Genomic DNA, 20,361 nt, shown 5'->3' with positions numbered 1-20,361 from the left:
GCGCTGGTCTACGACTTCGGCCCGTTCTCCCCGCCGACGCGGGGGTGATCCGGCCGTCGGCGCGCTGGTCTACGACTTCGGCCCGTTCTCCCCGCCGACGCGGGGGTGATCCGTGGACAGGGGCCGTCCCCAAGACGGACGACCAGTGTTCCCCGCCGACGGGGGGGGATCCGATGGACACCAGCGGTGCTCCCCGCCGACGCGGGGGTGATCCGACCGCCGTGGAGGACTACGCGCGCATGCACAACTGCTCCCCGCCGACGCGGGGATGATCCGCCCACGTGTACGAGCATCGCGAGGCACTGCCGGTGTTCCCCGGCGACGTCAGGTTGTTGGATCGTCAGGTTCCTGGAGTTCGACCGGGTCCGGGTGCTGCCGTCTGCATCCGCATCAGCTACCCCCGGCAGTGGCGCGCTGAAGGGCCGGTATCCGCCAGGTACGGCGGCCCTTGTAGCTGACAGTTGGTCCACCGGTCACGATCCGGCAACACCTGTGACGTCGGTCCCGGCAGCCGATCAGATGGGTCCCCTCGCCAACCTCTGGGGATCCCGTGAACCGAGCCACCCACACCGCCGCAGCTGCCATCACCGCCATCCTGCTCGCCGGTTGCAGCGCCACCAGCAATACCAACCCCGAGACCGCAGTTGGAGGTGGCCCGGCCGCCCAGCCCGCACCGGCAAAGGCCACCGACGCCACCAGCACCTTCAAGACGATCTCCGCCACCGTACCCGCCGCCAAACCCGGCACTACCGTCACAGCGGAGAACGACGCCAACCACATGCTCGGACGGCCCAACGGCTACACCTCCAAGGTCACTTTCACCGACGGCCGGATCCCCGCCAACCAGACCGAAGGTCTGGAAGCCGACGACCTCGCCCGCGGTGGCAGCATCGAAACCTTCTGCACCGCAGCCGAGGCCAAGGCCCGCCGCGACTACCTACGAGCCGCCACCAGCACCATGCCCGCTCTCGCCGAGTACGACTACCTCCATGGCGCGACGCTCATCCGCGTCAGCCGCCTCCTGACTCCCGCACAAGCCGGCGACTATGAGAAAGCCGCGGCCGAAGTGCCGTAGGCACCGATCGCTGTGTGCTCCCCGCCGACGCGGGGGTGATCCGCGGCGGAAGCACCTTGCCCCGCCGGTCCTGGTGTCCCCGCCAACGCACACACGAGGAATGGATCATTAGGGCCTGGCCGAGAAACCTTTTCGCGTGCGTGACACGGTGAAGGTGTGGGACCACCGGCGTGCATGGGCTTCGGTCAGGCGGCTCCTGACAGTGGGGCGCGGGACGGTGACGTCCAGACGGCCGCGACTCTGTCGAACGCCTCAGAGGAGTAGCTCGGGGCCGGTGGGCCGACCGGAGCCGCGCACCACGCGGCTCCGTTCGGCTGTTCTGGGCCTATGCGCTGGTCAGGACCTTCCGTACGGCGTCGGTGACGTCCGGCAGGTCGCCGGTGAGGGTGGCCCATTGGTGCAGGTCGTGTTCGGTGAGGAGGATCGGGCCGGTTTCGGTGACGGTGACGGCGAAGTTGAACTGGCGGGTGGTGGTGCCGCGGCTGTTCTCGTAGTCGAAGTGGCCGAGGTAGCGGTCCACGGAGGAGACGGTCAGGCCGGTCTCCTCTCCTGTTTCGCGGCTGGCTGCGTCCAGGATGGTCTCGCCCGGGTCGACTTTTCCCGAGGGGATTTCCCAGTGGCCGCCCATGTAGTCGTCCGCCTTGCGCCGGAGCAAAAGGACGCGGCCGGTGTCGGTGACCACGGCGGCGGCCACGAGGCTGGTGATGCCCTCGGCTTCGGCCTCTTTGGCCAGGGACAGGGCGAGATCGGAGGTCACGGTCACAGAAGCTCCTTGTGGTGTTCGCTGACCTTCCTGGCCGCGTTGACGTACTGCTCGGCCAGTTCCAGATCCTGTTCACGGTGCCAGACCGGCAGCTTGATCGTGTGCGTGTGCGCTTTCTCGGCGATGGGGAAGTCGCCGGGCCGGTAGCGGTTGCGGATGTTCGGGTAGCTGGGGAACAGGTGTGAGGGGTGCTGGTAGAGCGGGAGCTGGTTGAGGGGGCGGGTGGAGCCGGGCAGGTCGAACTCGGTTGCCCCCTCCGCGGCGAGGGCCTGGTGGAAACGGTCGATGCGCAGGCCGCCGAGTTGGTCGGGCCGGTAGGTGGCCGTCAACGCGTACCAGGACGATTTCACCCCGTCGGGCATCGGGGTGACCTCCAGTCCGGGTATCCGGCCGAGTTCGCGTGTCAGGTAGCTGGCGATCTCCTCGCGGCCGAGAAGGTAGGTGTCCAGGTGGGCGAGCTGGTCGTGGGCGAGGGCGGCGGCCAGGGGGTGGATGCGGAGCTTGAGTCCTGCCCCGGTGACCGCGTACCGGGCGAGCGGATGGTCTTCCGGGATCTCGTTCCTGGCCCGCTTGTTGTAGTGCGCGAAGGTCAGGATCCGGTAGTAGGTATCGTCGTCGTCGGTGAGGACGAAGCCGCCCTCACCGCCGGACAGGGGCTTGGGTCCGTTGAGGGAGAAGGCTCCGGCCAGGCCGAACGTGCCGACCTTCTGGCCGCCGTGGCCGGCCCCGTGGGCGTGTGAGCCGTCTTCCAGGAGGTCCAGGTCCCGGTCCTTGGCGATGGCGGCCAGGTCTGTCATGTCGGCGGGCTTGCCCCACAGGTGGGTGACCATGATCGCGCGGGTGCGGGGGGTGATCAGCTCGGCCACCCGGTAGGGGTCGATGTTGCCGTCGGGGAGCGTCTCGCACAGGACCGGGACCGCACCGAGCTGGAAGAGCGGGGAGGCGGTGGCGTGGAAGGTCCAGGCGGGGACGATGACCTCGTGGCCGGGCTGGATGCGGGCGGCCCAGTAGGCGGCGTGCAGGGCGGCGGTGCCGGAGCTGGTGGTGATGGCGTGCCGGGCGCCGAAGTAGTCCTGGAGGGCGTCCTCCAGGTCCGCGACGATCCCGGACCGACCCGGGATGGAGACAGCCGAGTCCAGCTGGGCGAGCACCTTCGCGCGGGTGACGTCGTCGATCGGCGGCCAGGTGAAGTGGGGGCCGTCGATGGCGACGGCCGGGGTGCCCCCGAGCAGAGCGAGGGGGCTGGTCACAGCATCTCCTTGGGGTTGATGTAGCGGCCGGCCCTCTTGGACTCGTAGCAGGACGCGATGAACGCGGCGTGGGCCAGGTGCTGTTCGGGGCCGGAGACGTTGGGGCGCTCTCCGTCCAGGACCCGGCAGAAGTAGTCGATCTGGGCGGCGGCGACGCTGGGGGCGTGCGGGCGGGTCAGCTCCTCCACGACCGTGCCGTCCAGGGAGAGCCGCTGGACGGCGCTCTTCGTCAGCACCACCGAGCCGGCCGTGCCGACGACCCGCATGAATTCCGTCTTCGGCGCCATCCACCGCGACAGCACGAGCGATCCGTAGAGGCCGGATTCGTAGCCGAGCTGGACAACGGCGGTGTCCTCCGCGTCGTATCCGCCGTCAGGCAGAGCCGCGGTGGAGAACTCCGCGATGACCCGGCTGGGCAGCCCGAAGTACCACAGCAGCAGGTCGATGAGGTGGTAGCCCATGTCGAGGATGCAGCCGCCACCGGCCTGCTTGAGGTTCCCGCGCCACCCGGCGCCGGGATTGGGGGTGTGGAACGAGTAGTGCCCGCCCAACAGGAACGGGGTGCCGATCTGGTCGAGCATCCCGGCCACGCTGGAGTAGATCGGGTTGAACCGGCGCTGGAGCGTCACCATCAGCTCCACCTGGCCCTTGTGGCAGATCTCGGCCAACTCGCGGGCCTCGGCGACGGAGGTGGCGAAAGGCTTCTCCTTGAGGACATGGACGCCGGCGGCGGCGCACTCCTCGATCACGGCACGCCCGGCGTGGTGCGGGACGGCGACGATCACGAAGTCCGGGGCCGTCTCGGCCAGGAGATCACCCACCCGGGTGAACCCGGGTACTGACAGTGCGTCCGCCCGCTCACGCAGGCTGTTCGGGTCGCTGTCGCAGACCGCGACGAGTTCGGCCCGGCTGGAGCCGAGCAGACCAGGCAGGTGATCGGCAGCGGCTTGATGGCCCAGACCGATGACCGCAGCACGTCGTTTCATGCGCGTTCTCCATCCACTTCGGGGAAAACCTGACAGGGGAAGACGAGTACAGCCCCAACTTGGTACCCGGCCATAGGTGTTGGCTGTAGTCCCGGGGTTGTCCCGCCCGCACACGCGGTAGCCTTGCCGTCACCGTCGATGATGGGATTGCTCCCGTGGACGACCTGATCCGACACCCTCTCGCCTACGCCCGCTTCTTACGCGGCTGGTCCCAGCGCGACCTCGTGGCGCGCCTGCACCTCGCTGCCGCCCTGCGGCCGGAAGGTCTCCGCTCCGGCATTGACAAGGCGGCCGTCAGCAGGTGGGAGAACGGCCGCAAGACGCCGAGCATCGAATCCCAACTACTGATCGCGGACGCCTTCGACGTGCCGATCTCCGACCTGGAGCGGTATCCGTGGCCCCACTGGCTCCCCGGCCGGGACGACCCGGCTCCCCTCGGGGCGGCATACACCGTCCAAGCACTTCGAGACGCACAGAGAGCCGCGATGAACCGCGAACGCCGTACCTTCCTGACCTACAGCGCGCTCGCCCTGGCAGGGCTGGCCTCCCAGTGGGCCTCGCTCGAACCCGACCATCTCACCACCGCCCTCGGCGGGCGCCGCGTCGATGACGAGCTCGTGGACTGGCTGGAGAACACCAGCACCCAGCTGACCACCCTGCCGACCGAGCAGCGCCAGCACACCATCAAGCTGATGGACGCCCACCTCACCACCGTCACCGACCTCCTCGAAGGCGCCCGCTACAGCGAGGCCACCGGCCGGCGCCTGCACCTACTGGCCGCATCCCTGTCCAGCACGTGCGGCTGGTACCGCTTCGACCAAGGCCAGCACTACGCGGCCGGCAAGCTGTGGAACGCCGCGCTGACCAACGCTCACACCGCCCACGACCGGGACCAGGGGGCCGGGGTCCTGTCGGACTTCGCCTATCAGTCGATCTGGCTCGGCCAGCCCGGATCCGCAGTGGAGCCGTTGAGTCAGGCCCTGATCCACACGAGGCACCCCACCGCCCGGTCGCTGCTGCACCTGCGCAGGGCCCGAGCCCACGCCGCCCTGGGAGCCGCGGCCGAGTGCCACCGTGACCTGGCCGCTGCCGAGACCGCCTTGTTGACCAACGCGGCCGACCCCGCACCGGGCTGGTGCCGGTGGATGAGCACCGCGGACCTGGCAGTGGACTCCGGCCAGTGCCTCCTCGACCTCGGCCGTACCGACGCGGCCCGAGCCCGCATCGACGAGGGCCTGACCCTGCTGCCACGGGCCCGGGACAAGACACGCGGGGTCTTCCGCACCTACGAGGCACGCAGCCTCCTCCAAGCCCGCGAAGTCGAACAGGCCCTCCTCGTCAGCACCGAGTCACTCGACCTCGCCACCCGCATCGGCGCAGACCGATGCGTCACCCTCGTCCGCGAACTCGCCCCCGCCTTCAAGCCCTACCAAAAGGTAAACGGCGTCCGCGAATTCCTCGAACGACTCCGAACAGCCTGAGGGCCACCCGAGGCCCACGCTCACCCCGACACCGCCGCAGTGTCCGGCCCCTTTCGGGGTAACCCGGCGCCAGGGCAGTGTGGTGCGTGCTCGCCACCGACGCAGGGTGAGACTCGATTTCCCCCAACGCGGGGTGCTCCGTTCAAAAGGGGTCCGCTGTCCATCCATCGTGAGCGCCAGGTGCACGCGTCGTCAGCAGTACAGTCCTTTCTGGCTCCTTGAGAACTGAACGGAACGGCCTTCCTTTCCCGTGCGGGACTTCATGGCTCGCCGTTGATCGCAGCACCCCAGGAATGACACGGTAGGCCTTCTTCCTCGCCTCGCCGGGGAAAGTGAGCTTCCCGCCGACGCAGGGTGGCCCGTCGACGATGTTCCCGGTCGGAGCGATCCGCTCGTGCTCCCCGCTGGCGCGGGGGTGATCCGCCCTGGTTCACGTCGCAGCCCGGGTACTGGCCGTGCTCCCCGCCGACGCGGGGGTGGTCCGAGAGCCATCGTGGACGGACGAGACGCGATCGTGTGCTCCCCGCCGACGCGGGGGTGGCCCGGGGATCGAGGCCGGCACCGGCATGTGGATGAGGTGCTCCCCGCCAACGCGGAGGTGGTCCCAGTGATTACCCAGTAATCACTGGGGCTGTAGTTACCGCCGCTGTGGGGACGATCCGCTGGCCTCGCGCCGTGTCAGCGCGTCAACGACATGAAGGTCTGTGGCCTCCAGCGGCAGGCCGAACGTGCTTTCCCTTTCGCGCCGTTCCACCTTGTCCCGCCCTCCCGCGAGTACCCGGACCAGAGCGTTGGCACCTTCGGCCCTGTTGAAGTGTTGCCCTCCGTGGCCTGCATCGGTGTATTCGGGTCGACAGCGGTCGTCCCTGAGCTCGACCCTGTGCTGCACCGCTCCGCTCTCGTTGTGGCCTGGTCCGCCCTCGTGTACGAGCATCGCGAGGCCCTTCCGTGACGCCGTAGTCCGTGAACACGCCGTGCTCCCCGCCGACGCGGGGGTGATCCGGCGCGGGACGCCGTGCTCGCGCAGGAGATCAGGGTGCTCCCCGCCGATGCGGGGGTGATCCGGAGATCAGCCACGGGACTCACCGGCCTCGGGGGTGCTCCCCGCCGACGCGGGGGTGGTTCGGTCGGGAGCGCCGTGGTGCTCCGGTGCCCCCTGTGCTCCCCGCCGACGCGGGGGTGGTCCGACCGGAGCGCTGCGCTGGCTGGCCGCTGGGGGTTCTCCCCGTCGATGCGGGGGTCCGGCTGAGTCGCTTCGGTCGCTGCTTCGGCTGGATTTGGTTTCGTGTCGTCGGCTACGAACGTGCGGGTTGCTGTCTTGGGTGCGGGTTATTGGTCGGGGTGTACGGCTTGGATGCCGGTTCCTTCGTACTGCTCGGGTGTGAGTGTCAGGAGGTAGCGGCCGGTGGGGTGGTCGGCGGAGGGGCGGGCGGCGTGGATGGCGTGGGCGGCTGCCCAAGAGTGCCCGGCGTGGAGCAGTTCGGTGGTGGCGAGCGCGGCTTGGGTATCGAATGGTTCGATTTGGATGAATCGCAGGCCGTTGATGTAGGCGAGCAGGCCGGGTCGTTCGGTGTCGCTGGCGAGCAGACAGAGCACGGGTGCGGAGAGGATGCCCAGGCCGCCGGAGGCTTGGACGTAGAACGCGGCGATCGCCTCGTTGTAGGGATCCTTCGGGTTGTGGAGGGCGGTGGCGGCCGTGTGGTCTAGGACGACCGCGATCGGCCCCACTACGCGGCCGCCGTGTCCTGGCTGGCGCCGAGGCGTTCCAGCAGTCCGCGGGCTTTCGCTTCTGCTTCTTCGCTGGGCAGGACGCCCAGGATGGAGGCGAGTTCGGCGCGGGCTTGTTCGGCGCGTACCGCGTATTCGGCTTGGGTCGGTCGGGTCTCGGCGAGTTCCTCGACGAGTTGCCTGATCGTCGTGCCGTGTTCGGTTGCCAGTGCGGCAAGCCGGTCACGGGTGGCCACACTGACCTTGATGCTCGTTTCGTCAGCCATACCCCGACTCTACTGCGAGTAGAGAACGGGTGCGAGGGGTTCCGAGCCCCACGGCACCCCGAAGCCGCGCGCCCAAAGCGGCGGGGCTTGCCAACGACGGCGGGCCCCTGGCCCGGCCACGGTGTCCGGCCCTCTCGGCCGACTCGATACTGGTGACCAACAAGCGGCCCCACGGCAGCTCGGCGCCCCGTAAGCTCCGACCATGACCGACCGAGCAATGGTAATCGAATTGCAAAGCCCCTGAGAAAGGGCAGGTCGCGAAGGGTGCTCCCCGCCGACGCGGGGGTGATCCGCGCACCGATCGCCGGCTGCCGCGGCCTCATCCGTGCTCCCCGCCGACGCGGGGGTGATCCGCCCTGACAGGCCGCGCCGTCGCGCCAGTGGTAGTGCTCCCCGCCGACGCGGGGGTGATCCGCTGCCCGATCAGGGTGATCGCCTGCTCGATGGGTGCTCCCCGCCGACGCGGGGGTGATCCGGCCGCCGGCCGTTTCATCACCGCCATGGGTCGGTGCTCCCCGCCGACGCGGGGGTGATCCGTCCTTTGGACGTTCGGCCGAGGGGGCTTCCCGGTGCTCCCCGCCGACGCGGGGGTGATCCGATGTGCTGCTCCAGCAGGTTCCACCGCTTGGCGTGCTCCCCGCCGACGCGGGGGTGATCCGTCGAGCACGAGGGCAACGGGTTGGTTGTAGCGGTGCTCCCCGCCGACGCGGGGGTGATCCGTTGGCGGTGCAGACCGATTCCCGGGGCGCCGTGTGCTCCCCGCCGACGCGGGGGTGATCCGAACCCCACGGTGACGGCCCCTCCCGGGCTCGGGTGCTCCCCGCCGACGCGGGGGTGATCCGTCCTTGCGTGCCCTGCGCATCGGTCGTGTCCTGTGCTCCCCGCCGACGCGGGGGTGATCCGGAGCCGGGGTTGCGGGTGGCGACGCGGCGGAGGTGCTCCCCGCCGACGCGGGGGTGATCCGTCGGACCACGAGAGGTGGGGTACGTCAGGCGGGTGCTCCCCGCCGACGCGGGGGTGGTCCGTAGTTGGTGACGGTGACGGTTGGGGCGGTGCTGTTCTCCCCGCCGACGGGGGTGGTCCGACGACGACGGGCGGCACCTTCGACGCCGCTGAGTTCTCCCCGCCGACGCGGGGGTGATCCGGTTCGGCCCATGTCGCCAGGAGCCTTGACCTGGTTCTCCCCGCCGACGCGGGGGTGATCCGGCCAGCCACCGACAGATGACCGATGCGCAGTAGTGCTCCCCGCCGACGCGGGGGTGCTCCGTTCCCCGTGGTCGTCGTGGAGCTACGCGGGATGTTCTCCCCGCCGACGCGGGGGTGATCCGGGGGCCGGGGTGACGTAGCCGCCGCCGGCCGCCTCCTGGCCGACCTCCGCTCCGGCCACCAAGCCCTCATCCCCACCTGCTGAACTTGATCCTCGCCGCCTCGCGTGCCCTGTTCACGGCACTGGGTCCGCCTGCTCCCGCACGGGGGCCACGAGCTGCGCCAGTGCGGCTCGTCGTCGCAAGGCCGCAGTTCTCGTCCGGCGGCTTCTGTGTTCGGCGATGCCGTGATCCGCCGGCTCGCTCGCGAGCAGAAGCGCGGCGAGGCGTTGGATTCTGCGGTCCAGCGCGAGGGCCAGGCGCCGGCGCTCCCGGCCCCGGATGGCGGCGACCGTGTGCGGTGTGGTTTCCAGTCGGGCGGCCAGGAAACTGGTGGACCACCCTCGTTCGGCGAGGTCTTGAAGGGTGGTGGCGGCTTTGTCCGCGCCAGTCAACCCAGGGAGAAGGCGTTCCCGTCTGAAGGCGCTGTCCGGGGGGATGCCGAGGATGGCTTCCGAGGTGACTCGGTGAATGGCCGCCGGCCGCTGCCCACCGGGACGAAGCAGGCGCCGCACAAGAGTGACGGCGACTCCCGAGATGTCGGCGATATCCGCTGCCGACAGACCCGTCTCCCGCAATTGGCAGGCATAGGCAGCGGCTTCGGCCGCCGGGACCCGAGCGGGGCGGCCGGCCCGCAGCTCCCTGGTACGTCGGGCACGGTCACGGCGCGCTGCGGATATGCACTCGGGGCGTGAGCAGCCGTAGTCGGCGCAGGATGGGCTGCCATGCCGGACACGCGATCGGATCGGCTGCTTGCGGCTCTTACTCGCGGCGGTGGAACAGGTGGCCGGAAGCACCGGAGGAGATGTCGGATTCATACACGGCCAATTCTGCCTGCTCACAGCTCCGTAGTGTTGGAACTGCGGCGCCGTGAACATCACCCCCGACCCGCCGTGGACGCCGGTGGTTGGCGGCGTCCCTGAGTTGGCGTGGATCATTCGTCGTCGCCACTCGCACCGACTGCACTATCACCGCAGCCAGACAGCAGCCCCGACGTCGTTCGTCCGCACCCGCTTGCCCCTCCACTCCACGCTCGCTCATGGGCATCCATCGATGCCGACCGAACACCGATCCCCACGCCAACCAGGCGCGTAAACTCCGGCCATGAACAAAGCCCGAACTCCCGAACAGTGGTAAACAAACTGCAAAGGCCCTGAGAAAGGGCAGGTCGCGAAGTGTGCTCCCCGCCGACGCGGGGGTGATCCGGTGCTGGTCCCCGCTGTTTGTACGGGTCTGGGGTGCTCCCCGCCGACGCGGGGGTGATCCGAACGCCCAGAACTGGCGCGCGATCGGGGCCCCGTGCTCCCCGCCGACGCGGGGGTGATCCGGCCGCAGAACTGGCTGTGCCGCCAGCCTGGGTGTGCTCCCCGCCGACGCGGGGGTGATCCGAAGTTGGGGACGCCGGGTAGTACGCCGCGTGTGTGCTCCCCGCCGACGCGGGGGTGATCCGAGATGGGAAAGGCCTGGCTTCGAATCGACGTTGTGCTCCCCGCCGGCGCGGGGGTGATCCGCGCGGGGACACCGGCCCGGACGACGCGCCGTTGTGCTCCCCGCCGACGCGGGGCGATCGAGCAGCCGAGGGGAGCCAGGCGCCGGTTTTCCCCGCCGCCGCGGGGGTGGTCCGTTGATCATCCCCTCGTTCCTGGGGGCCGGTGCGTCTTCCCCGCCGACGCAGGGGTGTTCCGACCTGGTGGCAGGGCCTTACCGGCCAGACCGAGTGCTCGCCGGCGATGCGGGGGTAGGGTCCGCTGTGCATCCGTCAGGAGCGTCAGGTGGACGCGTCGTCAGAAGTACAGTCTTCCTGGCTCCTTGAGAACTGAACGGAACAGCTTTCTCTTCCCTTGCGGGGACGTCGCGGCGCGCCGTTGATCGCACTGACGCGGAATGATCCCGTAGCTTTCCACGTCTCACCGGCGAAATACCGCCGACGCGGGGGTGGTCCGCATGGATGGGCTTTTGCCAGCCGTGCCAGAGGTTCTCCCCGCCGACGTCTTTCCGCCGCTGGACACACTCCGACCAGCAGGATCCGAGTCGGTCGGCGTTGGTGTGCACGTGCGAGGGAGATCGGGCGACCTGGGGTGGGGAGGCTGCGGCGTCAGAAGATTGGGGGTCGGCCTGCCCGGGTGAGCCGCCCGACCGTCTTCCAGGCGAGGGGTTGGCGCGCTCCCTCTCCCCCGGCGAGGCCCTCGCGGAGTCCGGCGAGGGTGACGCGCAGTGCCTTGCGGTCACGTACACGCCACAGGGTGATGAGGATCCAGGTCGCGAGGTTGAACGGCACGAGGGGGCTGGGGAGGTTGCGTCGGGCGACCCAGACGCGGTTGCGTGCGTTGAGGCGGTAGAAGGTGTCGTGCCTGGCGGGGTCGGTTGCCGGGTGGTGGACGACGATGTCGGGGACGTACCGGCCGTGGGTTCCGAGGTCCCAGAGTCTCCAGGCCAGTTCTACTCCTTCATGGAAGAGGAAGAAGTGGCCGGGCCAGCCGCCAGCGCGGTCGTAGGCGTCGCGTCGGATCATCACGACGCCTTCGGCCATCACGGTGACCACGCCGGGGCGGGTGGGTTTTGAGGCGCGCAGGCGCGGGATCCAGCGGCGGAGGGTCACGCCGGTAACGGGATCGCAGATGCGCGGCTGTGCGTAGGCGAGGTGTGGGTCGTGGGAGAACTCGGCGACGAGGCGGGCCAGGGTGTCCGTGTCCGGGAGCCGTGCGTCGTTGTCGAAGAAGAACAGGTAGTCGCCTTTGACTTCGGTGGCGCCGATGTTGCGTCCCTCCGGGATGCCGACGTTCTCGCGAAGGGCGAGGGTGCGTACGCCTGCGGGTACTTGCTCGGGAACGCAGCCGTTGCCGACCACGACGGCGTCCAGGTCGATGCCCGTCTGGGCGAGGAGTGACTCCATGGCTTGGGGAAAGTCCTCGGGACGGTCGTTCATCGTCAGGACGACGGCGCCGACCGTCGGACGCGATGCGTCACTGCTCACAGGAAGTGCCCTTCAACTAAAGGCTTCAGGAGGGCCCAACCCTAGGGCCCGGTCGGGTTGGCTCCGACGTCGCAGAAGCGGCGAGGGTTTCCCTGGCACTTCCGGCCCGCCTCGACACAGGCGACCGACAAACAGCCCCACACCAACTCGACGCCCCGTAAACTGCGGCCATGAGTGACCGAGTAGCGGTGAATGAATTGCAAAGGCCCTGAGAAAGGGCAGGTCGCGAAGTGTGCTCCCCGCCGATGCGGGGGTGATCCGTCGTTCATCTGGTTGAAGATTTCGTTGGGCGAGTGCTCCCCGCCGATGCGGGGGTGATCCGTTCTCGGCGATCCAGTCCGGGTCGAGGCTGCGGTGCTCCCCGCCGATGCGGGGGTGATCCGCTCCGGCTTGATGAAGAGCGAGAAACTCGGATGTGCTCCCCGCCGATGCGGGGGTGATCCGTGTCCCACATAGGGGACAGGTGGGTCCCCTGGGTGCTCCCCGCCGATGCGGGGGTGATCCGCCGAACTGTCGAACGCCGTCTGAGTAGCCGTCGTGCTCCCCGCCGATGCGGGGGTGATCCGTGGGGCGTTCACCGAGTCTCGGTAGCTCATGGGTGCTCCCCGCCGATGCGGGGGTGATCCGATCGAGGCGAACCCGTTGCTGATCTCCTTGCCGTGCTCCCCGCCGATGCGGGGGTGATCCGTGCTGCAACGCGTCGCGGAATCCGGCGAGGTCGTGCTCCCCGCCGATGCGGGGGTGATCCGTGCTGCAACGCGTCGCGGAATCCGGCGAGGTCGTGCTCCCCGCCGATGCGGGGGTGATCCGGAGGCCTGGGTGGTCCTCGGGTATGCGCGCGAGTGCTCCCCGCCGATGCGGGGGTGATCCGCACATCAACGCGATTCGCCGGGTGCCCGGGGCGTGCTCCCCGCCGATGCGGGGGTGATCCGCGGGGTGAGCCGTGACGACTCGTACTGTCCGGGTGTTCCCCGCCGATGCGGGGGTGATCCGACGGACGCAGGCTTCCGCACGGTCCCGCTCACGTGCTCCCCGCCGATGCGGGGGTGATCCGGCACCCGGTCCTCGGCAGCCAACGTCGAGTCCGTGCTCCCCGCCGATGCGGGGGTGATCCGGCCTTGTGATGTTGATAGGTCTGCCAGTCCAGGTGCTCCCCGCCGATGCGGGGGTGATCCGGTGCGCGTACGCGCGACGGTTCCCGCGGTGAGGTGCTCCCCGCCGACGCGGGGGTGATCCGAGCTCGTTGGACCGTTCCTGCCGCGACGCCGTGTGCTCCCCGCCGACGGCGGGGGTGGTCCGCAATAGTGGACGCTGAGTACCACGGACGCGATGTGCTCCCCGCCGACGCGGGGGTGGTCCGATGTCGACCTCGGGCGGCTTCTTCCTGAACTCGTGCTCCCCGCCGACGCGGGGGTGGTCCGGACATCGCTCTTGAGCTCCAAGAGCTCCTGGAGTGCTCCCCGCCGACGCGGGGGTGATCCGGTGAAGGCGCGTCAAGCCGAGCTTGAAGCCGAGTGTTCCCCGCCGACGCGGGGGTGATCCGCTGGCGCCGACGGCGTCGATCTCCTCGATGACGTGCTCCCCGCCGACGCGAGGGTGATCCGCAGGTCCTCCTCGCTGAACGCGATGCTGTTGGGTGCTCCCCGCCGACGCGGGGGTGATCCGACGAGGGATAGGGGCGCCGTGAACATCACCCCCCGGCCCGCCGTGGACACGGCGTAACGATGCCACCCCGCATGCGGTCGAGGCCGTGGCGCCGACCGATCTAGGCACCGTGGCAAAGCTCCTCCCGGGCCGTGGTGGATGCCTGGTGGTCCGGGTGGATGTGGGCGACGACCGTGTGCACGGGGTGTTTCCCGAGCCAGGCGACGAGTCCTTGGGCTGCCTCGGTGGCGATACCGCGCCGCTGCCAGGCAGTTCCGACCACCCATGCGATCTCCGCAGCGGCTCCGCGGTCGTCAGCGGTGATCGTCGCCTGAACATAGCCGGTCAGACAGGCCGCGTCGCGGAGCTGAATGACCCAGTTGCACCAGGATTCGCCGGGGCGAGGTGAACCGGCCACCCAGCGTTCGTAGCGGGCACGCAGGTCTTGGGCGGTGTCCGGGGTACCGCCGGTGAAGGTGTGCAGGCCGGGGTCGGACAGCACCGTGGCCATCTCGGCGGCGTGGTCGACCTGCAGGGGAAGTAAGGCCAGCCGGTCGGTGTGGATGGTTTCGGGCTTGAGGGTGATCACGCTGCCTCCTGGTCGGGACGTTCGACGAGTATGCCGCGCTCGAAGTGGGCGCCGGCCCTGACCAGGGCGACGAGGTGGGGCGCGTTGACCGCGCGCCACCGGTTCTGGGCGGACTCGACCAGCTTGAAGACCATCGCGAGGGCAGCGGCGCGAGAGCCGGCGCCAGCTGAAGCCCGACAGGACGGGCGCAGTCACCGGCACTCGCTACTACGGCGATGTCGTGATGCGTACTGGCGGCAAGCGCCTGCCTGCGTTCGTCACCCCGGATGCGGCCGGGAGATGAGCTCCTCGTTGTAGTGCACTCCCGGGCCTGAGTTCGGCTCGTGGTACTGCTCCCGGTGCGCCGGGGTCATCATGTCCGTGGCCGGCCCGAGCAGGAACGGTTCGCCGTGGTCGGTCAGGGTGAAGTCGGCCCGTTCGCCGGTCGGCAGGTGGACGGTCACCTCCACCGTCAGGCCGAAGGTGGCCACTTGGGGCACGATGACACCGGCGGTGCCGTACGCACCCCGGCCGTCCGGGCGCGGCACTCCGTTCAGGCCCGTCGGGCGGAAGGAGAACGGCTCGTCGGTGGCGAGCGGCACGGAGAGACCGACCCCCTGCCCGGGATGGCCGCGCATGAGGGTGTGGGGACTCAGTTCGGGCGTACCGGCCTGCCTGGCGGCGTGGGTGTGCGGGTTCACGCCGGCGCGGGAGCACGCGTAGCGGTAGCGCTGCTCGGCATCGAGACGGACCGTCGCGAGCCGTACACGCGCGTCCAGCACGGCCCCCTCCAGACCTGCGGGGGCGGTGACCACCAGCTGAATCTTGTGATCACCGGCCGGGACGCCTCCGGCGCGGACCACGGATTCGTACATGCGGCGACAGCCCACGCGGCCGAGGCGTGCCTCGCCTCCGACGGCGGCCGCCGGGTCCAGCGGCACGTCGGACTCCGCCTGCCGGCTCTCGGACGCCGGGACCAGCGTGGCCGCCGCGGAGATCCCGGCCTGCGGCGGCTGCGGGTCGCCCGCGGCGCGGGACAGGGGTCGTTGCGCCATGAGCTCCTGGTCGGCGGAGGTGGCGAGGGGGGTTGTCGGCGGTGCGAGAGTGAAGGGCCGGCCGTCGTCGTCCACCCGTACGGTGACCAGCCCGCCGTTCTCCTCCACGTCCAGTTCGACCCACCACGCGCAGGAGCAGGCGGCCGTCGTGATGGTGACCAGCCCGGTGGCCGTGCCGCCCGCCCGGACGGGGAGCGGGGCCTCCTGACGGGAGCCGGCCTCGCCCGGGGCGAGGCCGTCCAGGGAGAGACGGACCGGCTGGACCGGCTTGCCGCGGGCCGTGGCCACGGCGGCCAGCCGCTCGTCCACGACCTGTCCCGCGCACGCGACGTCGTCGCCGTGCGGGAGGGGTACGTCCGGCCCCTTGACCACGCGGATCCCCCGGACGAGGGCCGCGCGGGACGGGGATGCCCCGACGGAGTAGGCAAGCGTGACCTGCCCGCGAGGTACGGCGCGGGCCCCGGTGGCCCACTGGAACAGCGGGACGCACCCCAGCGCGTCGCGCATCAGCTCGGCCGGAGGCCGCCGGCCGGGCTCCGGAAGCGTGGCCACCCAGGACTCCTCGTTCCCCAGCAGCGGGGCACCGGTCGCGAACGGGCCGGTGGCGGGGGCCGGCGAACGCAGCAGCGTGACGGTGAGGGCGGAACACAGGGCGAGGACGAGGACGGCCATGATGACGGTGGAGCGGCGTCGGGCTCTCGCCCTCCCGGGCGTCATGCAGCGTTCCACTTGTAGCCGACACAGTGGAATCCCTGCTTCCAGTCGTCGGTCCCCTGGGCCAGGACGAACGGGCGCCCGGCCTTGTCCACGAGCAGGTGCCGCAGCTGGTCGCCCTGCGTGTAGGTGACGTCGAGTACGAACTCGTAGGCGAGGGCGGAGGCGGAGGCGCCCTTCGCGTTGCCCGTCCTGACCTCGATGTCGAAGTAGGCCGGCTCCCCCTGCGCCGCGACCTGGACCTTGGTGCTCGGGTACTGCGCCGTCAGGCGGCGCTCGGCGTCCTGCTCCATGGCCGGCCGCTCCGGAGTGGACAGGTCGAGGAGCACCCGGCTGACCTCGGACCCCCCTTGGGCTCCACCGCAGAAGTAGAGCGGGCCGGCGGGTGCGGGGCGCGTGCGCTCGATGCGGGCCCGGACGGAGGTGATGGTGGCGGGGGCACGGGTGAAGTTGGTGAGGATCAGACGGACCCGCATCATGCCGGCGTCGGTCCCACCCTCGTCGACCATGCGGACAAGGGTCTCCTGGGCGTCACCGAGGGGCACAGGCTCCTTGTCGTACGCCGAGCCGGGCGCGGACCGCACCAGGTGGCGGTCCTGCATCAGGTCCCACCAGACCTCGGAGCCGGCGGTAATCCGCGGGGCTCCGGGGAGGGGTTCGCGTACGGACCAGACGTCGAGGTACGCCGAGACGACCGCGGCGACCACGGCACTGAGCACCATCCCGACGGCTCCCAACCCCACAGCCCGCCACCACCGCCCGCTCAACGCCCCGCCGCCTCCGGCCTCCAAGGCGGGCTCCGTTTCCGAGCCGGTCCCGGCCTCGGCCCCGGGCCCAGAATCCTCCGGGGCCTCGGGCGCAGGCTCCGGTTCGGAGCCGGCCCCGTCCTCAGCTCCTGCTCCGGCCCCGGACTCCTCCCCGGCCTCGGGCGCAGGCTCCGGTTCGGAGCCAGCGACGAGTGCCTCCGCTTCCGCCTCCGCTGCGTTCCCGGGGTTGTTCTCGGGCTCCTGCTCGCTGTGCATCCGTGTCACGGCTCCCCCAAGCCTTTTGCCCCGGCACCCCGGGGGACCGCCATGGTGCCGCAACCGAGACGCCGAGTGGAGGCGAAATGCGGCCGATCCGGGAAAGGCCGGTGATATCCCCTAAGGGCTGTCCCTCAATGATCAAGAAGCCCCCGCTCACGGACACACGGGCTGTGAGAGGAGATCGTGCGTCGCACCGAGTCGACATGAGGTTCGTTCGCTGAGCCCGGGAAACCGCTGAACTCTCTGACGGGGGCGCGTCGTAGGGTCGGGGCGCGGACACGCGGTCGGCGGAAAGGGAGCGGTGGATGGCGGGACGAAGGCCGCCGACGCCGCCCGGAAACGCGTGGCCGAGTGCCCGCTGGCGACCCGGCTGGAGCAACTGCGCGGGCAGCGGGCGGCGTGCACCGAGAAGGCCGCGGCCGCGCCGTGGTCGGACCGGTTGCTCGAACTTGCCGCTCGCGCCCTCGGTAGCGACGCGGCCGGGATGGTGATCGCATGACCACCGAGCTGAGCGGCGTCGACCTCGCGCGCCAGGCCCTGCTCGCGGCCCAGGAAGCGGCGAGGAAGGAGGGTGCCACCCGCCCGAAGCCGAAGCGGAGTACCGGCACGGCCGTACGACGGGATGGGCGCGCGCCGCTCGGGCTGGGCAACGCGATCGGCATCGTGATGACCGAGCGCGGCATGGTCGCCCCGGCCGTCGGCGGAAGCGTCCTCGCCCGGTTTCGCCGCCATCCTCGCCGCCGTCGCGCCCGAGCTCGCCGGACGCGTGAAGGCGACGGCTTTCGACGTGGAGAGCGGCTGCCTGGACGTCGTTCCCGACGCTCCGGCCGTCGGCACGCAGCTGCGCTGGAGCGCGCCGAAGCTGATCGCGGCGGCCAACGCCACGGTGTCCGGCGGACTCGTACGCACCCTGCGCGTCCAGGCGCCCGCGCCCGTGAAGGGCAGCCCCGCCACGGCGGCCGCCACCCCGACCCCGGCCCCGGCCGTCGTGCCGGTGGAGCGCCGGACGCCGCCGGACGGCTAGGGCGTGTGATCGAGGCGCATCGCCAGGCCGCGCCGCCGTCTCAGGTGCCGTCCGCAGTGGATGACAACGTTCTGGGACACCTGCAAACTCGCCAGGAACACCGCGACTGGTCAACTCCGTTTGACCCACCTCATGGTCGAGCAACGTCAGGTTCGCGGACGCGTGTTCGCCGCCATGGACACGTAGGTCGCGACCCGAATCCACCCGACTACCGCCATGGCCCGTTCGCGAACCTGGGCAACAAGAAGGACACGGAGGGCGTCTGGATGAGTACCTGCTTTGTGCCCAGTCTGCTCGCGGCCGGGGCCAGACTCTTGAGAGGGCGGTTTCCTCAGCACCGTCGTGGGCATGCCCGTCATCACCAGACCGCGATGACGGGTCTGCCCAGGTCGGCGCCTGCCGGCTGGGAGGAGTTATGAGAGGAAGTCCTCCCAGAACCCGACAGTCGCTCTCGGGTTCCAATCGTCAGGGGTGTGCGCGCTGAAGTCGTCGAATTCGTGGTTGATGTAGTCGCCCAGGTCAGCACCGTAATAGATGATGTCGGTTCCCCAGATCGACAGGACTGGGTGGCCGTGGGACCCGTGGCCGGCGGGCAGGAATCGATGCGCGTATACGGGAACGAGCTTGGGCACCCGGGCCAGCAGCATCTTGGCCTCGCGGGCCGCATCATCTGTACCTGCTGGCCGCTGTCCCCATCCTGGGTGCCAGTAGCCATGCTGGACCGCCACGACGATGCCTTCGACCGGCCATTCAAGTTGCTCCCGCAGCTTCGCAGGATCGCCACTACGCCAGTCAGGCCACGGATTCCCCCAGGTGTCCCCTTCCTCGGGCGGCTGGCTCACCGGCAACCCGGCTGCCAGGAAGGCGCGGTGGTCGTCGGCGAACTCGAATCCGTACTCTTCTTCAATCCGCCGCAATTCGGCGTCGCTCAGGCCGGGCGCTATCTCACAGCAGTCGGCGGTGGCCAGCAGATGCGCGGCCTCTGCTCCCAGTCTCATTCCCTCAGGGGTCATCACACTTCGAACAGTAGCTTCCCGAAACCCTTGAGGTCAGGCGGGTATTGAAGGCATGTGACCTGGCATGATGCCGACCCAACGTGGCTCAGCGTCGCAGGCAAGAGAACGCTCTGGCCCCGCCACTGCCCGTAAGTCACGCACCCTGTCAGGGGAGGCCGAGGCCGTGTCAGCGAGTGATGAGCCAGCTCCCAGAGCGGTGGCCGCAGGAGGAGAACCATCCCGCGAGCCGCCTCCTGAGGCGGACCAGGCCGGTGTGGCAGACGCCCACAGGGGCAGCCATCCCTCCCGTTGCCAGTACAAGAGGAGACAACATGATCACCGTCCTACCGGGTGGTGCTCGCCACCCCTCCACTAGGCAGTGTCTTCAAAGGGGTTTGAGCCAGAGGAACACGGACGCGATGGTGACGGCTGCCTGGTAGGACTCGCGGGTTTTGTCGTAGCGAGTGGCGATCGCGCGGTACTGCTTGAGGCGGTTGAAGCAGCGTTCGACGACGTTGCGCTTCTTGTGGAGCTCCTTGTCGAAGACACGCGGTCTGCCTCCGTCACGGCCTCGTCGGGACCGGTTGGCCCGCTGGTCGCGGCGCTCGGGAATGGTGTGGCCGATCCCGCGTTTGCGCAGGTAGGCGCGTATCTTGCGGGAGCTGTAGCCCTTGTCTCCCAGGACGTGGTCCGGACGGGTTCGGGGCCTTCCGGGCCCGGCCCGGAAGGCCCCTGATGGTGTCCATGACCTCCTCGAAGTGGGTGCAGTCGGCTGCGTTGCCGCCGGTGAGGACGAAGCCGAGAGGCCGGCCGCGACCATCGCAGGCCAGGTGGATTTTCGTGGTCAGTCCGCCTCGGGATCGTCCGAGGGCGTGATCACATACTTCGTCCCCCTGCTCCGCCCCTTTTTCCGGGCGCCCGCTGCATGCTGATGGGCCCGCGCGACCGTGGAGTCGACCGACACCAGCCAGTCGATGTCACCGGACGCGCCCTTCTCCGCCTGCACCGCTGCCAGCATCCGCGTGAACGTCCCGTCCAGCGCCCACCTGCGAAAACGCGTGTACAGAGTCCGCCAGGACCCGTACCGCTCCGGCACATCACGCCACGCCGACCCCGTCCGCAGCTTCCACACGATCCCATTCAGCACCCGCCGGTCGTCCAGCCGCGGCCGCCCCGAAGCCGACCGCGGCAACAACGCGGACAACGCGTCCCACTCCAGATCCGACAGCTCATGACGACGCACCATGCAACACATGATCCCCCATCAGAACCCTTTGAAGACACTACCTAAGGGCTGTCCCGTAAATGATCTTTGAGTCGCCGTGGGCAGGTTCAGTCGTGGTGCGATCCTCTTGTCTATCCGGCGAGGGCGAGGTTGTGCAGTCGGGCGATGCCGAGCATGGCGTGGTGGACGCCGTCGCCTTTGAGGCGGCAGTCGCGGAGGATCTT

At 69.8% G+C, this 20,361-nt stretch carries 16 protein-coding genes, 3 pseudogenes and 4 CRISPR repeat arrays; of the genes and pseudogenes, 5 read left to right on the top strand and 14 right to left on the bottom strand.

Translation table 11 applies throughout. The annotated features are described in order from the left end of the window. Positions 1-550 precede the first annotated feature (550 nt). Positions 551-1,075, top strand: coding sequence for a hypothetical protein (locus ACFYW3_RS37010; protein ID WP_389388740.1), 525 nt, complete (start codon positions 551-553; stop codon positions 1,073-1,075). A 325-nt stretch (positions 1,076-1,400) separates the two neighbouring features. On the opposite strand, the gene ACFYW3_RS37005 is transcribed toward ACFYW3_RS37010, so the two are convergent. Genes ACFYW3_RS37005 through ACFYW3_RS36995 form a run of 3 tightly spaced genes read right to left on the bottom strand, consistent with a single transcriptional unit; the run spans position 1,401 to position 4,074 of the window. Then, positions 1,401-1,832, bottom strand: coding sequence for an NUDIX hydrolase (locus tag ACFYW3_RS37005; RefSeq protein WP_389388739.1), 432 nt, complete (start codon positions 1,830-1,832; stop codon positions 1,401-1,403). A 2-nt stretch (positions 1,833-1,834) separates the two neighbouring features. Next, a complete protein-coding gene (locus tag ACFYW3_RS37000; protein WP_389388738.1) occupies positions 1,835-3,088 on the bottom strand; it encodes a DegT/DnrJ/EryC1/StrS family aminotransferase in 1,254 nt (417 codons plus the stop codon). Next, entirely contained in the window at positions 3,085-4,074 is a 990-nt protein-coding gene (locus ACFYW3_RS36995) for a Gfo/Idh/MocA family protein (protein ID WP_389388737.1), read from the bottom strand. Before ACFYW3_RS36995 ends, ACFYW3_RS37000 begins: the two co-directional genes overlap by 4 nt. A 155-nt stretch (positions 4,075-4,229) precedes the next feature. On the opposite strand from ACFYW3_RS36995, the gene ACFYW3_RS36990 reads away from it, so the two are divergent. After that, positions 4,230-5,555, top strand: coding sequence for a helix-turn-helix transcriptional regulator (locus ACFYW3_RS36990; RefSeq protein WP_389388736.1), 1,326 nt, complete (start codon positions 4,230-4,232; stop codon positions 5,553-5,555). 694 nt (positions 5,556-6,249) lie between these two features. After that, complete coding sequence (locus tag ACFYW3_RS36985; protein ID WP_389388735.1) at positions 6,250-6,507, top strand: hypothetical protein; 258 nt, start codon at positions 6,250-6,252, stop codon at positions 6,505-6,507. Positions 6,508-6,529: 22 nt separating this feature from the next. Further along, positions 6,530-6,797: direct repeats of the CRISPR family, unit length 24 nt; unit sequence GTGCTCCCCGCCGACGCGGGGGTG. Between the two features lie 87 nt (positions 6,798-6,884). Here the strand turns inward: ACFYW3_RS36985 and ACFYW3_RS36980 are convergent. From ACFYW3_RS36980 to ACFYW3_RS36945, 8 genes and pseudogenes are all read right to left on the bottom strand, one after another. Continuing rightward, positions 6,885-7,283, bottom strand: a complete 399-nt coding sequence (locus ACFYW3_RS36980) for a hypothetical protein (RefSeq protein WP_389388734.1) — start codon at positions 7,281-7,283, stop codon at positions 6,885-6,887. Continuing rightward, positions 7,283-7,549, bottom strand: a complete 267-nt coding sequence (locus tag ACFYW3_RS36975) for a hypothetical protein (RefSeq protein ID WP_389388733.1) — start codon at positions 7,547-7,549, stop codon at positions 7,283-7,285. The genes ACFYW3_RS36980 and ACFYW3_RS36975 overlap by 1 nt, the downstream gene beginning before the upstream one ends. 264 nt (positions 7,550-7,813) lie before the next feature. Beyond that, a CRISPR array of direct repeats spans positions 7,814-8,878; the repeat unit is 29 nt; unit sequence GTGCTCCCCGCCGACGCGGGGGTGATCCG. A 112-nt stretch (positions 8,879-8,990) separates the two neighbouring features. Then, positions 8,991-9,308 (bottom strand): hypothetical protein, encoded by a 318-nt coding sequence (locus ACFYW3_RS36970; RefSeq protein ID WP_386936879.1) that lies wholly within the window; start codon positions 9,306-9,308, stop codon positions 8,991-8,993. Positions 9,309-10,090: 782 nt separating this feature from the next. After that, positions 10,091-10,598: direct repeats of the CRISPR family, unit length 29 nt; unit sequence GTGCTCCCCGCCGACGCGGGGGTGATCCG. Between the two features lie 410 nt (positions 10,599-11,008). Beyond that, positions 11,009-11,887 (bottom strand): glycosyltransferase family 2 protein, encoded by an 879-nt coding sequence (locus tag ACFYW3_RS36965; RefSeq protein WP_389388732.1) that lies wholly within the window; start codon positions 11,885-11,887, stop codon positions 11,009-11,011. A 232-nt stretch (positions 11,888-12,119) separates the two neighbouring features. After that, positions 12,120-13,552: a CRISPR direct-repeat array (repeat unit 24 nt; unit sequence GTGCTCCCCGCCGATGCGGGGGTG). A 100-nt stretch (positions 13,553-13,652) separates the two neighbouring features. Continuing rightward, complete coding sequence (locus ACFYW3_RS36960; RefSeq protein ID WP_389388731.1) at positions 13,653-14,120, bottom strand: GNAT family N-acetyltransferase; 468 nt, start codon at positions 14,118-14,120, stop codon at positions 13,653-13,655. After that, a pseudogene (locus tag ACFYW3_RS36955) lies at positions 14,117-14,284 on the bottom strand (IS256 family transposase); the annotation flags it as partial. The pseudogene ACFYW3_RS36955 and the gene ACFYW3_RS36960, both read right to left, overlap by 4 nt. Positions 14,285-14,377: 93 nt before the next feature. Then, the gene (locus ACFYW3_RS36950) at positions 14,378-15,871 is read right to left on the bottom strand and encodes a hypothetical protein (RefSeq protein ID WP_389388730.1); all 1,494 of its coding nucleotides are present in this window, start codon (positions 15,869-15,871) and stop codon (positions 14,378-14,380) included. After that, the gene (locus ACFYW3_RS36945; RefSeq protein ID WP_389388729.1) at positions 15,868-16,590 is read right to left on the bottom strand and encodes a hypothetical protein; all 723 of its coding nucleotides are present in this window, start codon (positions 16,588-16,590) and stop codon (positions 15,868-15,870) included. The genes ACFYW3_RS36950 and ACFYW3_RS36945 overlap by 4 nt, the downstream gene beginning before the upstream one ends. Before the next feature lie 604 nt (positions 16,591-17,194). Here ACFYW3_RS36945 and ACFYW3_RS36940 point away from each other — a divergent pair. Then, a complete protein-coding gene (locus ACFYW3_RS36940; RefSeq protein ID WP_389388728.1) occupies positions 17,195-17,392 on the top strand; it encodes a hypothetical protein in 198 nt (65 codons plus the stop codon). 267 nt (positions 17,393-17,659) lie between these two features. Beyond that, positions 17,660-17,917: a hypothetical protein gene (locus tag ACFYW3_RS36935; protein WP_389388727.1), complete on the top strand. Its 258-nt coding sequence runs from the start codon at positions 17,660-17,662 to the stop codon at positions 17,915-17,917. Between the two features lie 413 nt (positions 17,918-18,330). Here the strand turns inward: ACFYW3_RS36935 and ACFYW3_RS36930 are convergent, their stop codons facing one another. From ACFYW3_RS36930 to ACFYW3_RS36920, 3 genes and pseudogenes are all read right to left on the bottom strand, one after another. After that, the gene (locus tag ACFYW3_RS36930; RefSeq protein WP_389388778.1) at positions 18,331-18,930 is read right to left on the bottom strand and encodes a hypothetical protein; all 600 of its coding nucleotides are present in this window, start codon (positions 18,928-18,930) and stop codon (positions 18,331-18,333) included. Positions 18,931-19,297: 367 nt separating this feature from the next. Continuing rightward, positions 19,298-20,158: pseudogene (locus tag ACFYW3_RS36925) on the bottom strand (IS5 family transposase). A gap of 110 nt (positions 20,159-20,268) precedes the next feature. Then, positions 20,269-20,361: pseudogene (locus ACFYW3_RS36920) on the bottom strand (IS5/IS1182 family transposase); the annotation flags it as partial.

This window comes from Streptomyces sp. NPDC002602, assembly GCF_042889445.1.
Classification (GTDB): domain Bacteria; phylum Actinomycetota; class Actinomycetes; order Streptomycetales; family Streptomycetaceae; genus Streptomyces.
Note: the sequence above shows the minus strand (reverse complement) of the source record. Positions and strands in the feature narration are given on the sequence as shown.